14 protein-coding genes and 1 pseudogene are annotated in these 14,405 nt (G+C 62.2%); 3 read left to right on the top strand and 12 right to left on the bottom strand.

All coding sequences use genetic code 11. The features are described 5' to 3' along the window. Nucleotides 1–2 precede the first annotated feature (2 nt). Nucleotides 3–167 (top strand): annotated as a pseudogene (locus tag EOB80_RS11710) (DUF4260 family protein); the annotation flags it as partial. Between the two features lie 67 nt (nt 168–234). On the opposite strand, the gene EOB80_RS11705 reads toward EOB80_RS11710, so the two are convergent. Continuing rightward, nucleotides 235–795 (bottom strand): SH3 domain-containing protein, encoded by a 561-nt coding sequence (locus EOB80_RS11705; RefSeq protein ID WP_127267923.1) that lies wholly within the window; start codon nt 793–795, stop codon nt 235–237. 219 nt (nt 796–1,014) lie between these two features. On the opposite strand from EOB80_RS11705, the gene EOB80_RS11700 reads away from it, so the two are divergent. After that, nucleotides 1,015–2,016, top strand: coding sequence for a D-glycerate dehydrogenase (locus EOB80_RS11700; RefSeq protein WP_023811391.1), 1,002 nt, complete (start codon nt 1,015–1,017; stop codon nt 2,014–2,016). Between the two features lie 47 nt (nt 2,017–2,063). On the opposite strand, the gene EOB80_RS11695 is transcribed toward EOB80_RS11700, so the two are convergent. The 9 genes from EOB80_RS11695 to EOB80_RS11655 form a co-directional block, all read right to left on the bottom strand. Continuing rightward, complete coding sequence (locus EOB80_RS11695; RefSeq protein WP_127327706.1) at nt 2,064–2,552, bottom strand: GNAT family N-acetyltransferase; 489 nt, start codon at nt 2,550–2,552, stop codon at nt 2,064–2,066. A gap of 4 nt (nt 2,553–2,556) precedes the next feature. Further along, nucleotides 2,557–3,312 (bottom strand): molybdopterin-synthase adenylyltransferase MoeB, encoded by a 756-nt coding sequence (locus tag EOB80_RS11690; RefSeq protein WP_127327705.1) that lies wholly within the window; start codon nt 3,310–3,312, stop codon nt 2,557–2,559. 31 nt (nt 3,313–3,343) lie between these two features. Continuing rightward, nucleotides 3,344–4,489, bottom strand: coding sequence for a DNA replication/repair protein RecF (gene recF, locus EOB80_RS11685; RefSeq protein WP_127327704.1), 1,146 nt, complete (start codon nt 4,487–4,489; stop codon nt 3,344–3,346). Between the two features lie 205 nt (nt 4,490–4,694). Beyond that, the gene (gene dnaN / locus EOB80_RS11680; RefSeq protein ID WP_023811387.1) at nt 4,695–5,813 is read right to left on the bottom strand and encodes a DNA polymerase III subunit beta; all 1,119 of its coding nucleotides are present in this window, start codon (nt 5,811–5,813) and stop codon (nt 4,695–4,697) included. Nucleotides 5,814–6,117: 304 nt separating this feature from the next. Continuing rightward, complete coding sequence (gene dnaA / locus EOB80_RS11675) at nt 6,118–7,593, bottom strand: chromosomal replication initiator protein DnaA (RefSeq protein ID WP_245466332.1); 1,476 nt, start codon at nt 7,591–7,593, stop codon at nt 6,118–6,120. Between the two features lie 925 nt (nt 7,594–8,518). Continuing rightward, the gene (gene rpsT, locus EOB80_RS11670) at nt 8,519–8,785 is read right to left on the bottom strand and encodes a 30S ribosomal protein S20 (protein ID WP_013533694.1); all 267 of its coding nucleotides are present in this window, start codon (nt 8,783–8,785) and stop codon (nt 8,519–8,521) included. A 182-nt stretch (nt 8,786–8,967) separates the two neighbouring features. Next, nucleotides 8,968–9,741, bottom strand: a complete 774-nt coding sequence (locus tag EOB80_RS11665) for an enoyl-CoA hydratase (protein WP_127327702.1) — start codon at nt 9,739–9,741, stop codon at nt 8,968–8,970. Nucleotides 9,742–9,873: 132 nt separating this feature from the next. Next, on the bottom strand, nt 9,874–10,764 hold the full coding sequence (gene mutM / locus EOB80_RS11660; RefSeq protein WP_127327701.1) for a bifunctional DNA-formamidopyrimidine glycosylase/DNA-(apurinic or apyrimidinic site) lyase: 891 nt from the start codon (nt 10,762–10,764) through the stop codon (nt 9,874–9,876). Next, nucleotides 10,757–11,998: a phosphopentomutase gene (locus EOB80_RS11655; RefSeq protein ID WP_127327700.1), complete on the bottom strand. Its 1,242-nt coding sequence runs from the start codon at nt 11,996–11,998 to the stop codon at nt 10,757–10,759. Before EOB80_RS11655 ends, mutM begins: the two co-directional genes overlap by 8 nt. Nucleotides 11,999–12,142: 144 nt before the next feature. Here EOB80_RS11655 and EOB80_RS11650 point away from each other — a divergent pair, with 144 nt between their 5' ends. Continuing rightward, nucleotides 12,143–13,063 (top strand): PhnD/SsuA/transferrin family substrate-binding protein, encoded by a 921-nt coding sequence (locus EOB80_RS11650; RefSeq protein ID WP_164762588.1) that lies wholly within the window; start codon nt 12,143–12,145, stop codon nt 13,061–13,063. A gap of 37 nt (nt 13,064–13,100) precedes the next feature. Here the strand turns inward: EOB80_RS11650 and EOB80_RS11645 are convergent, their stop codons facing one another. Both EOB80_RS11645 and EOB80_RS11640 read right to left on the bottom strand, forming a co-directional pair. Beyond that, nucleotides 13,101–13,718 (bottom strand): TadE/TadG family type IV pilus assembly protein, encoded by a 618-nt coding sequence (locus EOB80_RS11645; protein ID WP_127327698.1) that lies wholly within the window; start codon nt 13,716–13,718, stop codon nt 13,101–13,103. 37 nt (nt 13,719–13,755) lie between these two features. Further along, on the bottom strand, nt 13,756–14,337 hold the full coding sequence (locus EOB80_RS11640; protein ID WP_127327697.1) for a TadE/TadG family type IV pilus assembly protein: 582 nt from the start codon (nt 14,335–14,337) through the stop codon (nt 13,756–13,758). Nucleotides 14,338–14,405 lie beyond the last annotated feature (68 nt).

The following is a 14,405-nucleotide window of genomic DNA, read 5'->3' as shown; positions in this document are numbered from 1 at the left end:
CCGTGCCCGTGCTGTTGCTGCTCGGCGGGCACATGTGGGGCAATGCGGCCGCGATGGCGGTTGCGCTGATCTGGATCGCGCACATCGCCATCGACCGTGCGCTGGCCTATGGCCTGAAGCTGCCAACCGGCTTTCAGGACACCCATCTCGGCCGTATCGGGCGCTAGGCTGACCTGAATTTCAACACACCCAACCGGGCCGTGAAGGATCGGGGTTAAGATTCTGGGTCAAGAATCAGTCCTTGACCCGTTCGCCGGGATAGGCGCCCCAGACGATCGACTGGGCAAGCCAGCCTGTGTGGCCATCGAATGTCATTTCGCACCACTGGCCGTCGCAGGATTTGATCGTGCCCATGACGCCCGGCTCGACCATCGCGACCACCCTTGCGTCCTTGTTGGGGCTGTTGAGAAGGTTGATCTGGGCACCCTTGCCGCGCTGCCACGGAGCAACGATTGCCGTGCGCCGGCCGGACAGCAGCGACTGGTTGATCCAGCCTTCCGAACCATCGGCATCGCGCACGCGGCGCCATGTGTCGAATTCCTGGATGATCTCCATCGGCAGGCCGGCCTTCATATACATCCAGTCGACCGAGTAGTTGGCCCCGGGACCGACGCGCGAGTTGACGCGGCCGGATTTCAGGCTGACGAAGCGCGGCAGCGGCAGGCCACTCGGACCAAGCGTGACGACGCCCTGGGCAGGTGCAGCGGCACTCTGCGCCACGGCAAGCGGAGAATAAAGCAGAGCGCCGAGAAATGCTGCGCTGAGGGTCAGGCGAAGCGACGCGAAACCAGACACTTTCATTCCTTTCGGCGCTTGCCCATCGGCCTCGGCGCCCCTTTTTCTTTGTCTTCGGCGGCACCGCTTGTTACAGGGAGTAATCGGCACCGCGACCGGCTTTCAGTTTCGCCGGTCTTGGTTAAAGAGGTCTCAACGAGATCGGGTTAGAAGCAATTCCAGCAAAAGTGTGATGCGGTTTTGCGTTCGGAATTGCGGCAAGTACTCGGGAGGGAAACAATGGCAGGCAAAAAGAAGCCTCTCGTCGTCATCACGCGAAAGCTGCCCGACCCGGTCGAGACCCGCATGCGCGAGTTGTTCGACGCAAGGCTGAATGTCGAGGACCGGCCGATGACGCAGCCGGAACTGGTCGCGGCGGTCAAGGAGGCCGACGTGCTGGTGCCGACGGTAACCGACCAGATCGACGCCGCACTGATCGCCCAGGCCGGCGACAACCTCAAGCTGATCGCCAACTTCGGCAATGGCGTCGACAAGATCGATGTCGCGGCCGCGGCCAAGAGGGGCATCACCGTCACCAACACGCCGAATGTCCTGACCGAGGACACCGCCGACATGACCATGGCACTGATGCTGGCGGTGCCGCGGCGGCTGGCGGAAGGCGCCAATGTGCTCACCGGTGACAAGAAATGGGCCGGCTGGTCTCCGACCTGGATGCTGGGCCGGCGCATCTGGGGCAAGCGGCTCGGCATTGTCGGCATGGGGCGAATCGGCACCGCCGTCGCCAGACGGGCCAAGGCCTTCGGCCTGTCGATCCACTACCACAACCGCCACCGCGTGCTGCCGGCCGTGGAGGACGGGCTGGAGGCGACGTATTGGGAAAGCCTCGACCAGATGCTGGCCCGCATGGATATCATCTCGGTCAACTGTCCCTCGACGCCGGCAACCTTCCATCTGCTTTCAGCGCGGCGGCTGGCGCTGCTGCAGCCCACCGCCTATGTCGTCAACACCGCGCGCGGCGACATCATCGACGAGGAAGCGCTGGTCAAGCTGATTCAAGACGGCAAGATCGCCGGGGCCGGCCTCGACGTCTACGAGCATGAGCCGGCTTTGAACAGCAAGCTGCTGAAGCTCGCCGCCAAGAACAAGGTCGTGCTTTTGCCGCATATGGGCTCGGCGACGCTCGAGGGCCGCATCGATATGGGCGAGAAGGTCATCATCAATATCCGTGCCTTCGTCGACGGCCACCGCCCGCCGGATCGCGTGCTGCCGCTGCGGACCTGACGCTATCGCGGCGCAACATCCGGGGCTCAGGAAACGTAAGATAAATCTTACGGAATAGGTTTGCGCATGGTGATCGAGGTCGGCCTGGCATAGCCCTCATGCGCCGTCCGTTCGGTCTCGTGAAAGCCTAGGCGGGCAAAGGCGGCATGGTTTGCGGTCAGCTCGATTCGTGTCTGAAGCTCGATGGCGGCCTTGCCGCGGCTGCGAGCAAGGTCTTCGACCGCCTGCATCAGCCGCCGGCCGATGCCTTGTCCCTGGCAGTCCGGCGGGACGGCGAGCTTGCCGACATAAAACTCTGTCACTTTTTCAAGGGCAAAGACGCAGCCGACGATTCTGTCGCCCTTGAGCGCCACGAAGCCGGTCCCCTGCCGCGCTTTGTCCCGCAGGCTGTCGGCGGTCAAAAGGTGGGCCGAGGAGGGCGGGTCGATGATGCCGTCCATCGAGGCGAAGGCACGCATGATCAGTGCGAGCACATCGTCCCACCGGTCGAAATCGACCGGGATTCGCGTGATGGAGACAGCTTCGTTCCGGTCCAAGAATTCAGCTTCTCTTGTAGCGGATGGTGTCGAAGCGCGCTGCCAGCGCATCATAGAGCAGCAGCCGGCCGACCAGCGGCTCGCCAATGCCGGTGATCAGCTTGATCGCCTCCATCGCCTGCAGCGTTCCGACGACGCCGGTCAGCGCGCCAAGCACGCCGGCTTCGGCACAGGACGGCACCAGGCCCGGCGGTGGCGCCTCGGGAAACAGATCACGATAGCTTGGGTTGGGCTTGCCGTCCTTGGCGTCTTCGAATGGCTTCAGCACCGTTACCGAACCATCGAAGCGTCCGACGGCGGCATGCACCAACGGCTTGCCTTCGCTCGCGCAGGCATCGGCCACGGCATAGCGCGTTTCGAAATTGTCGGAACCGTCGACGACGATGTCATAGCGGGCGACGAGGGCGGGCGCATTGTCCGTGGTCAGCCGGAACGTATGCGGTTCGACTGTGGTGTTGGGATTGATGCGAGCGATTGCCGCCTTGGCGCTCTCGGTCTTCAGCAGGCCGACAGTGTCGGTACCGTGAATGACCTGGCGCTGCAGGTTGGACAGCGAAACGGTGTCGTCATCGACCACGCCGAGTGTGCCGACGCCGGCGGCGGCAAGATATTCAAGCACCGGCGCGCCCAGTCCGCCAGCGCCGATGACCAGCACCCGGGCTTGTTTCAGCCTTTGCTGGCCGGCGCCGCCGATCTCCGGCAGCACGATGTGGCGGGCATAGCGTTCGATCTCGTCTGCGGTCAGGGCGGCAGTGGTCATTGCCTGATCATACAGGGACGGAAAAACCTTGTCAGGGGTCTTCGGTTGGCCCAACCGTCCCATGGTCGACAGTCAGGAATTGCGCGCGCCCCTGGAGACTGGAAAACAGCGCAGCATCGGTTCCTGTCATGAACGCCTGGCAGTTCAGTTCCTCCAGGATGGAGAACAGCGCCGCGCGCCGCCGGCTGTCGAGATGCGCGGCGATCTCGTCGAGCAGCAGGATCGGCGTCATGCCCGACATTTCGCCGGTCAGCCTTGCATGCGACAGCACGATGCCGACCAGCAGTGCCTTCTGCTCGCCGGTCGAGCAGAGTTCGGCCGGCATCGCCTTGGGGCGGTGCCGAACCACCAGATCCGAACGGTGCGGGCCGTCGAGGGTGCGCCCGGCGGCGCGATCGCGCTCACGGCCCTCGGCAAGCGTCCGACGGAAGCGTTCCTCGACATCGACCGCCGGCGCGGCGGCGATTTCGGCTTCCAGATCGCCCGAAAGGCCGATATCGGCCCGCGGAAATGGTCCCGTGTCGGGCAGCCTGTCGATCATGGTGGCGAGCAGGCGCACCATTTCGGCCCGCGCCGCGGCTATCGCCACGCCGGTTTCGGCCATCTGCGTCTCGATAGCGTCGAACCAGCGGTCGTCCCGGGAGTTTTCGGTAAGCAGACGGTTACGACCGCGCATCGCCTTCTCGTAGTCGATCGCACGTTGCCCGTGCCCGGGATCGATCGCCAGCACGAGCCGATCGAGAAATCGCCGGCGATCCGCGGCCGGTCCGGTGAACAACGCGTCCATGGCTGGCGTCAGCCACACCACGCGCAGCCATTCCAGCATGTCCTCGGCCGAGCGCGCCGACGCTCCGTTGATGCGCACCCGCCTGCCGCCTTCGCCGGCGGTGTCGCCGCCGGAAATGCCTGTTCCGATCTCGACCTGGCCATCAGGTCCGTCGAGCCGGGCATGTAATGCAAAGCCGCCGTCGCCGCCCTCGCGTGCGACATCCACGTAAGGGGCGCGGCGCAAACCACGCCCCGGTGTCAAAAGGGAGATTGCTTCGAGGAGATTGGTCTTGCCGGCGCCGTTGTCGCCGGAAAAAACCACGGCACCTGGCGCCAGATCGATCGTCAGCGCCGCGTAGTTTCGGAAATTGGTAAGTGTAAGCTTACTTATGTGGTACTGTGCCGGCAACCGCTATCCGCCTATAGAGCGTTCCATCGTTTCACGGAAACGCAAAACCAATCTATCTCTTTGTTTTAACGCAATTCCCAAGGGAAAGCGCTATGCGCCTTTCCCGGGAAAACCGCTTCACACTTTTCCTGGAATTGCTCTAGAAGTTGCCGTAAATATCGCGCTTGCCGGTCCACAACAGGACCGAAGTGCTGACACCGCGCCGCTACACCCGCATCGGCATCAGCACATAGAGTGCGGTCTCGTCGGCCATGTCGTGGATCAACGTCGGCGAGCCGGCGTCGGCCAGCATGAACTTGGCTTCCGTGCCGGTCAGTTGCGCGGCAACGTCGAGCAGGTACTTCGCGTTGAAGCCGATCTCGATCGGATCGGATGAATAGTCGGCGGACAGCTCTTCGGTGGCGCTGCCTGAATCGGGATTGTTGACCGCAAGCGTCACCTGACCCTCGCTGATCGAGAGCTTCACCGCGCGGCCGCGTTCGGAAGAGATGGTCGAGACGCGGTCGACAGCGGCGGCAAAACTCTGGCGGTCGATGATCAGCTTCTTGTCGTTGCCGGTCGGAATGACCCGCTGATAGTCGGGGAAGGTGCCGTCGATCAGCTTCGAGGTCAAAACCACGCTGCCGATCGTGAAGCGGATCTTGGTGTCCGACAGTTCGGTGGTGACCGCGACATCCGGATCGTCGACGAGCTTCTGCAGCTCGCTCACCGTCTTGCGCGGAATGATGATGCCCGGCATGCCTTCGGAACCCGCTGGCGCATCGATCTCGGCGCGCGCCAGGCGGTGGCCGTCGGTCGCTACCGAGCGCAGCTTCAACTTGCCGCCGACCTCATGCGTGTGCAGATAGATGCCGTTCAGGTAATAACGCGTCTCCTCGGTGGAGATGGCGAATTGGGTCTTCTCGATCAGGCCTTTCAGGGCAACCGAGTCGAGACGGAAGATATGCGAGAACGATCCGGCCGAGAGCTCCGGGAAGTCGGATTGCGGCAGGCACTGAAGGCGGAAGCTCGAGCGGCCAGACGTCACCGTCATGGCGTTGCCGTCCTCGTCCGTCTTCAGCATCACCTCGGCGCCATCGGCAAGCTTGCGCACGATGTCGTAGAGCAGATGTGCCGGGACTGTCGTCGCCCCGCCGCGCTCCACCTTGGCGGGTGTCGCTTCGGTCACCTCGAGGTCGAGATCGGTCGCCTTCATTTCAAGGCTGGCGCCTTCGGCGCTGAGCAGCACGTTGGACAGGATCGGTATGGTGTTTCGCCGCTCGACCACGCGATGGACGTGGTTGAGCGACTTCAGGAGATTGGACCGTTCCAGGATAACACGCATGACGAAACAGGCTCGCTTGAATGAATGACGGGTCACCAGTGAGCGGCGTCCCGCGAAAGGTCTGAACAGGCTCAGAATCTGCGTAAACTGACAGGAAAAAACCAGCAAACGCAAGCCCGCGCCACCGGTTCAGGCCGGCTACGCGGGCTTTCTGGGGATAACGCGCCCGAAGTCCGCGAGCCAGTGTCGTAAAACCGAAATCCAGATCGCTTCCAGGCGGCGCCACGAGCCCGATCCAGGCCCAGCGCCGCACTGGCAAGCCATTGAATTCCGGTATTGTTCCGGCTCAGCCATCCCCGGAGGATCAGGCCTGGTCGTTGATCAACCGCCTCAGAAGCTCAAGTTCCTGCGCCAGCGTGTTGTCGTTGCCGGAAAGGTCCTCGATTTTGCGCACGGCATGCAGCACCGTGGTGTGATCGCGGCCGCCGAAACGCCGTCCGATCTCGGGTAGCGAGCGCGGCGTCATCACCTTCGACAGGTACATGGCGACCTGCCGCGGCTTGACGATGGTGCGCGTGCGCCGGTTGGACAGCAATTCGGTCTTCGACACATTGTAGTGACGCGCCACGATGCGCTGGATGTCCTCGATACGGACACGCTTCGGCTCGCCGGTGCGATAGATGTGGCCGAGGATTTCGTCGATCCGGTCGATGGTGATCTGCGGCTCGAAGGATTGACGGAACAAAAGCTGATTGAAGGCGCCTTCCAGCTCGCGTCCGCTGCCGGTCACGGTGCGGGCGACGTGATTGAGGATCTCCTCCGAAATGTCGAGCGATGCGTCGTCGCCCCTGGCCGTGGCAAGGCGCAATTTGAGCATGCCGAGGCGCATGGCAAAATCGGGCGCCGACATTTCAAGCGCGACACCGCCATTGAGGCGCGAACGGACCCGCGGTTCGAGCGATTCCAGTTCCGATGGCGGCCGGTCGGCGGCGACGACGACCTGCTTGGCGCTGTCGAGCAGCATGTTGATGAGGTGGCAGAATTCATGCTGGATCGACTTGCCCTGCAGAAACTGCATGTCGTCGATGATGAGCAGGTCGATGTCGCGCAGCTGTTCCTTGAGCGTCAGCGCGTTGTTGTCGCGGATCGCGGTGGCAAAGCGCCACATGAAATACTCGGCCGTGAGATAGACGACGCGCGACTTGGGGTTCTGCTTCAGCGATTCCGCAGCGATGGCCTGCAGCAAATGTGTCTTGCCGAGCCCGACGGTTGCGTGAAGGAAAAGCGGATTGAAGCGCACTGCGCTCGATTGCGATTCCGCTACCGCCTTGGCGGCGGCGAAGGCCACCCGGTTCGACGGTCCCTCGATGAAGGACCCGAACGTGTAACGCGGATCGAGCGGCGACCCCAGCACGTTGTGGCGAAATTCGCTCTCGATCGGTGTGCCCGGACGCGGAGCCGGTGCGCGCTCCACCCGGTTGGGGCTGACTGTGCCGGCGGCAAGTGCCGTCTGCGTCTGCCGTGTCATCTTGCTGCGTGCTGGCGTTACCTCTGGCTCGGCCTGGCTGCGTCCCTGACGAGTTGCCGTGCGCACGACGATGTCGATCTTGAGGAGATCGGCATCCTCCTGCTTCCACAGCTCTGAAATGAGGTCGAGATAGTGGCCGTTGATCCATGAACGCAGGAAGGCGGTAGGCACGGAGATGCGGACGATGCCCTTGGAAGCCTCGGCGACCTTCATGCGGCCAAACCAGCTCGAATAGACTTCGGTTCCCAGGCGCGCCTTCAACTGGGTCTTGACCCGGTCGAATTTCTGTTCCGCGTCGCTGGACACCGCCATGTCGTTTGCTCCGATCAAAGTTCCAGGAAATGGGAGGTCGCCCGTAAGTTCCCTTTCAATGCCGCTCTGCATGATCTTTTCCTTGTCCTTCCGTACCTGTTTTCCACCGGGGATGCGCCTCCTGCATCCGGTTCCGGCGACCTAAGTCTTTGCTACGCTGTCCGCTGCCGCCGCCGGCAGATGAACGTCGCCCATTATCCGCGGGAACCGGTGCCGGCCCATGGAAGCCAGTCCGCGTTGGGTATGTCAGGGCAATACAACACCGTCCGGCGAAAAGAGCGCCGGCGCGCCGTCTACCTGCCATGTCTAGTTACGCCAGTCCCCTACCGTATCGAAAAAGACAAACCAAAACCGTCCGCGGACTTGATCCGCGTTGCAAATCCCGCCAATTTAAGCTGGCCGATTCAGGCTTGGGTTAAGAGCCAGAGCCCGTCCCTTTCGATAGATCGACACTACCGAAATCGCTGTGGATAGGGCAAGGCCACGTCTAACGGATTTTTAAGGAATCTGGTTAGTGGAGGCGGGTTCGAGTGGCGTGCCGCGACGGCACATTTTAACAAAGCCATTGTGATTCAAACCCTTTTCCGGCGAATATGAAAAACCGGGCGCTGACAGAAATATTCTGAAATAATTCGCTTGACAGCGACTTCTCCCCGATCGGGCCGGTCCGGTGTGGACAAGCTGTGGATCACCATCTGTAAGTCACTGAAAGATATAAGCTATTTCTGACAGTTAAGAATCTTTAGGTCGGCCGTTTCAAGCATGCCGATCACCAGCAGGCATGCATATGCCGGCAAACTATTCCTAATTGTGAAATGCCGCATAAGACGCCGTTTCCGGACATTCTTTTTAAGTGCTTGCCGGCAAACGAAAAAACCCGGCACAAACGGCCGGGTTCGAAGAACGTCAGTCTAGGCAAGTAATGTCAGGCCGACAGTACCTTGACCCGCTGAGCCAGTCGCGACACCTTGCGGGACGCCGTGTTCTTGTGGATCACGCCCTTGGTCGCGGCACGCATCAATTCCGGCTCCGCGATCTTGAAGGCAGCCTGTGCGGCAGCCTTGTCACCGGAGGCAAGGGCCTCTTCGACCTGGCGGATATAGGTGCGGACGCGCGAGCGGCGGTTCTTGTTGATCGCTGCGCGGCGGACGATCTTGCGCGTTGCCTTTTTGGCCGAGGATGTATTGGCCATGATGCCTCTCTTCTGATCTGGTCGGCGCATGCGGGATGCCGCAGGGCGCAAAAAACAAACGGGCAGCCACGGGGCCGCCTCGGTTGGTGCGGCTTATAGTTCAGCTTTTCCGGCGCGTCAACGCTGCCCGGCCTTCTTTTTGGCGGCCAGCAGCCATCTTCTTCGCAGCCAAGGGATTGGCGTCAGCGGTTGGTGAAATTCGGCTTCCGCTTCTCGGCAAAGGCCGCCATGCCTTCCTTCTGATCGTCCAGTGCAAACAGCGAGTGAAACAGCCGGCGCTCGAACCGCAATCCCTCGGCAAGAGTCGTCTCGAAGGCGCGGTTGACAGCCTCCTTCGCCATCATCACCGATGGTAGCGAGAAAGCGGCGATCTTGGCTGCGGCCTTCAGCGCCTCCTCGACAAGCTCGCCGGCAGGCACCACCCGCGACACCAGGCCAGAACGCTCGGCCTCGGCGGCATCCATCATCCGCCCGGTCAGGCACATGTCCATCGCTTTCGACTTGCCGACGAAGCGGGTCAGCCTTTGTGACCCGCCCATGCCTGGAATGACGCCGAGGGTGATCTCGGGCTGGCCGAATTTGGCCGTGTCGGCGGCGATAATGAAATCGCACATCATCGCCAACTCGCAGCCGCCGCCGAGTGCATAGCCCGCCACCGCCGCGATAATAGGCTTTCGCGCCCGCGTCAGTTCCTCCCAGCCGACGAAGAAGTCTTGGACGTAGGCGTCCGCGTAGGAGATGGACTGCATCTCCTTGATATCGGCGCCGGCGGCGAAAGCCTTTTCGGAACCGGTGATGACCATGGCGCCGACACCGGGATCGGCGCTGAACCCGTTCACGGCCGCCACCACCTCGGTCAGAATCTGCGAATTCAGCGCGTTGAGCGCCTGCGGCCTGTTCAGCGTGATCAGCCCGACCTTGCCGTGCGTCTCGGTGATGATCGTCTCATAGGCCATGGCTGCTTCTCCTTGCTCACGCTCGTCTAGAGCGGTTCATCGTTTCACGGAACGCAGAACCGCTCCATCTCCTTGTCTCGACGCAATTCTCGACGCAAAACCGTTTCACACTTTTCCTGGAATTGCTCCAACTTACCGCTGACATGTCCGGCAATAAAAGGTCGATCGGCCGCTCTGCACGACACGTTCGATGTGGCCGCCGCAGCCGGGTTTGGAACAGGCCTCTCCCTCGCGGTCGTAGACGGCGAAGGCGTGCTGGAAATAGCCCAGCGACCCATCGGTCTGCATATAGTCCCGCAGTGAGGAGCCGCCGGCTGCGATCGCATCCGATATCACCGAACGAATGGCTTGCGCGAGGTGTTCGCTTTGGGCCTGGGCTTTCTTTCCGGGCCTGGCGATCGTGCCCGCCTCGCGCAGCGGCGACAGGCCGGCACGCCACAACGCCTCCGACACATAGATGTTGCCGAGCCCGGCGATCAGCCTCTGGTCGAGAAGCGCTGCCTTCAGCGGTGATCGCCGCCCCTTCATCAATGAGGCGAGCAGCGCACCGTCCAATGTGTTGCCGGTTGGCTCGACGCCAAGTCTAGCCAGCATCGGATGAACGTCCGGCAGCCCTTCCGCAAACAGCATGAAGCCGAAGCGGCGCGGATCATTGAAGATCACGCGGGACCGGGCACCGGCCGGAGACACGACATGGAAGACGACGTGGTCGTGATTGGAGCTCTTCGAGCGGTCGTGCCGGAAGATGCCGGGCATGTCGCTGCCATCGGCCGTCTCTATGCGGAATGAGCCCGACATGCCGAGATGGCAGATCAGCATGGGGCCGCCTTCCAGGTCCATCGTCAGATACTTGGCCCGGCGGCCGAGTGCCGTGATCGTCTTGCCGGTCAGCCGCTGCGCGAATTTCTCGGGAAATGGAAAGCGCAGATCCGGTCGGCGCGCCTCGACGCGGTCGATGGTGGCGCCTTCCAGAACCGGCTGCAGTCCGCGCCGGACGGTTTCGACCTCCGGCAATTCAGGCATGACCGCCGATCGCCGTATAGAAAGACGTGCCGTAGCGGCCGGGCGCCATCCCGAGATGCTCGGCCACGGTCTCGCCAATGTCGGCGAATGTCGTTCTCAGTCCGATGTCGCCGCTCTTGAGACCCGGTCCAGTGCCGATCACCGGAATGCGCTCGCGCGTGTGATCGGTCCCGCCCCAGGTCGGGTCGTTGCCGTGGTCGGCCGTCAGGATGAGAAGATCGCCCTGCCGCAGCCTCGCAAATGCCTCCGGCAGCCGCAGGTCGAAGGCCTCGAGCGCGGCAGCATAGCCTGCGACATCGCGGCGGTGACCGAATTCGGTGTCGAAGTCGACGAAATTGGCGAAGACGAGGTCACCGTCGCCGGCATTATCCATCGCACCCAGAGCCTCGTCGAACATCGCCATGTTGCCTGCCGCCTTGCGCACTTGCGAAATTCCGCGATGGGCGAAGATGTCGCCGATCTTGCCGACGGCGATGACACGGCTGCCACGCGCCGTCAGCCGGTCGAGCAGGGTCGGTTCCGGCGGGGGCACGGCGTAGTCATGACGGTTGTATGTCCGCTCGAAAGTGACGGTGGTTTCGCCGACGAACGGCCGCGCGATCACCCGTCCGATCCTCAGCGGGTCAACCAGCCTGCGCACCACCTGGCAGAATTCATAAAGCCGGTCGAGGCCGAAATGGACTTCATGCGCTGCGATTTGCAGGACCGAGTCGACCGATGTGTAGCAGATCGGCTTGCCGGTCCGGATGTGCTCCTCACCGAAGCGCTCGATGATCTCGGTGCCCGGCGCATGGCAATTGCCGAGAATGCCCGGCACCTTGCCTTCGCGGATGATCGCCTCGGTCAGTTCGGCCGGAAAGGCGGGAATCGTATCCGGGAAATAGCCCCAGTCGAGGCGCACCGGCAGGCCGGCGATTTCCCAATGGCCGGATGGCGTATCCTTGCCGCTCGAAACCTCCTGTGCGGCGCCGTGAAAGGCAGTTGGGAGCAGATCCGCCCCGCTGTTGGCAAACCCCAGTCCCGTCGCGGTTTCGGCGGCCTTGCCAAGGCCGAGCGAGGCCATGTGGGGGACAAACAGCGGTCCACTGCGAAGCCCTTCGCGATCCGCGCGGCCCTCCGCACAGGCTTCTGCGATGTGCGCGAATGTGTTGGCGCCCGCGTCACCGTAGCGGTCGGCGTCGGCCGCTCCACCGATGCCGAAGGAATCCAGAACGAAGAGGAAAGCGCGCGCCATCGAGTTGTTGCCAGTTTGACCGACCAGACATAGGGTTCCGCGACTTCATTGGCAATTCGGAAACCAAACGGCAACGGCTTGGCGTGATAGTCCAGTGTACTGGGATGGGCATGGATCGAGGACAACAAGACTGTGGTTCCTGTCATGAGGGTTGCGCTGAAGACTTATGCCGCTCTCATGCTGACGCTCGTCGGGCTCTGGTCCAACCCGGCGCATGCCGACTGGCGCGATGATATCGGCACGTTTCGTATCGGCATCGTTGCCGAGCCAGGCGCCGGCAATGCCGTTCCGGGGCTGGCTGTGTTGACCGACGCCTACACCAAGGCCTTGGGCATGAAGGTCGAGTTTGTCGTTGCCCGCAACTATGCCGCGCTGATCGAGGCGCAGGCCGATTCCCGCATCGAATATGCGATCTATTCGGCCACCGCCTATGCAACGGCCTCGCAGCGCTGCTTATGTATCGAGCCGCTTGTCGCTCCGGTTGATTCAGACGGCGCGATCGGCATCCGCTCCGTTCTGCTGACGCGGGACGGCAAGCTGCCTGCCCTGGCGGCGATGGACCGCCATCGTATCGCCATGGCGCCTTCGGACAGCGTCGGCGGTTCTCTCCTGCCATTGGCGGCGTTGGCCGCGGAAGGCCGCAAGATCGCGGAAGATGCACCGTTTCTGGCCCGTGCCGATTCGGCCGCGGCGGCCGAGACGATGCTGGTCGACGGCAAGGCCGATAGCCTGTTCGGCTGGGTGACGGCCGCTGCCGACGGCCCGCGAGAACCGTCGGGCACGCAGGCCAGGCTGGAGGCGCCAGGGCTCTCGGTGACGGCGCTTCGGATCGTATGGACGTCGGGCCTGTTGAGATACGGCCCCCATGCGGTCCGCAGCGATCTCGACCCGGAAGCCAAGCGCAGGCTTGCCGTGTTCCTCACCAACCTCAAGTCGACGACGCCCGATATCTACGATCTCCTGGAATCGAGACATTCCGGCGGCTTCGCTCGCGTGGCGCCAAAAGATTACGAGATGGCCGCTGCTATCGTGCGCTTCGTTTCGGAGCGTGGGCCGCAGCAGTAGCTGGAGCGGCCTGCGCAGCGCCTGGCTGCTTCTGTGTTCAACAGTCGCTGCAAGGGATCGCCATGCTTCTGCGGGGGCGCAGAAAATAGGTTTCGCCCATGGTTATGTTGCTGAAAGCCGAGGTCAGTCCAAGCTTCTGTTGACTGCTCGCGCTCCACGCGATGACCGGCGTATAGCCGAGGTTGCTTTCGACACGGATGAGAAAGGTGTTGGCGACCTTGAGCGACGCTGGGACCGTTGTCTCGGTGGTCGCGGCGGCGCCGGCGCTGGCGACGCCGGCGACCAATTTGCGTGACCAAACCACCTGTGCCTTCGTCGCATCGGGCGTAACCTGTATCGCCGTGATGGTGATGCTAGGGGGCGAGCGGTTGTAGGGCTGAAGGGTGACGCTGCCGATCTGCATGATGGCGTCGACATCCGCTTTGAGGACGCTTGTCTGCTGGGTAACGAGATCGGCCACCATGCTGCCGATACGACTGACCTTCTTGCTGGTCTCGATGGCTTGCGACGCTTCCATTGTGAGGAAATACATGATCAGCAGAATTGGCATGATCAAAGCGAATTCGACCGCCGCGATGCCGCGGCGATCGGACCAGAATCGACTTGCTTTCCGCCAAACTCCCGTAATCATAAGATGTGCCCCCGCACGCATCATGCCATTGCCCTTTTCTTATACTGCTCGTGCATTCCGCTCAGTTGTCGAACGGCTCGTTCTGCCAGGTCACCGATGCGAAATGCAGGGTCTTGTTGCCGCCCATCGACTGCGCCAGCAGATCGGTCATGATCGGCCACTTGTAGAAGACCCGAAGCATGTTCCTCGACTCCGCCGCACCCGCTGTCACTGAGAACGATTGGGTTGCGGTGCCTTTCGTCAGTACGACGTCGCCGTTCTGGATCTTGAAGCCTGCCGCGGCCGCATCGGCGAACGATGTATATTGGCGAAGATCCACCAGCAGTTGATTGGGACAATCCTGGGAGACGATGATCTGCAGTTTCGTGCAGATCATGTCCCGCAAATTGGTTCCGGCAACGTCAGCCGCCCTCAACTGGCCGGTGCGCAGCTTGCGAGCGACATCGTCGGTGACGTTGGCCATCACTTCCTGGCCGGCAAACGAGATACAGCTTTCCAGAATGGCAAAGACAAGCAGTGCGAAGGGGACCGAAAGGATCGCGAATTCGATTGCCGTGGCGCCGCGCCGGTCACGAAGGAAGCGGGCGAAAAACCTTTGGCGTCTCACTTTGTGGTCGCCTGCGCGACCGAATTCCTTGCTCATGTCCGATCCTGCCGATCTCTATGCGGTCTCGGAAGGAGCATTAGCGCAAACCGATTGAGGTCCGGTTT

The sequence above is a fragment of the Mesorhizobium sp. M7A.F.Ca.MR.245.00.0.0 genome, assembly GCF_003997415.1.
In the GTDB taxonomy this organism is placed as follows: Bacteria; Pseudomonadota; Alphaproteobacteria; order Rhizobiales; family Rhizobiaceae; genus Mesorhizobium.
This window is presented reverse-complemented; position numbering and strand designations above follow the sequence as displayed.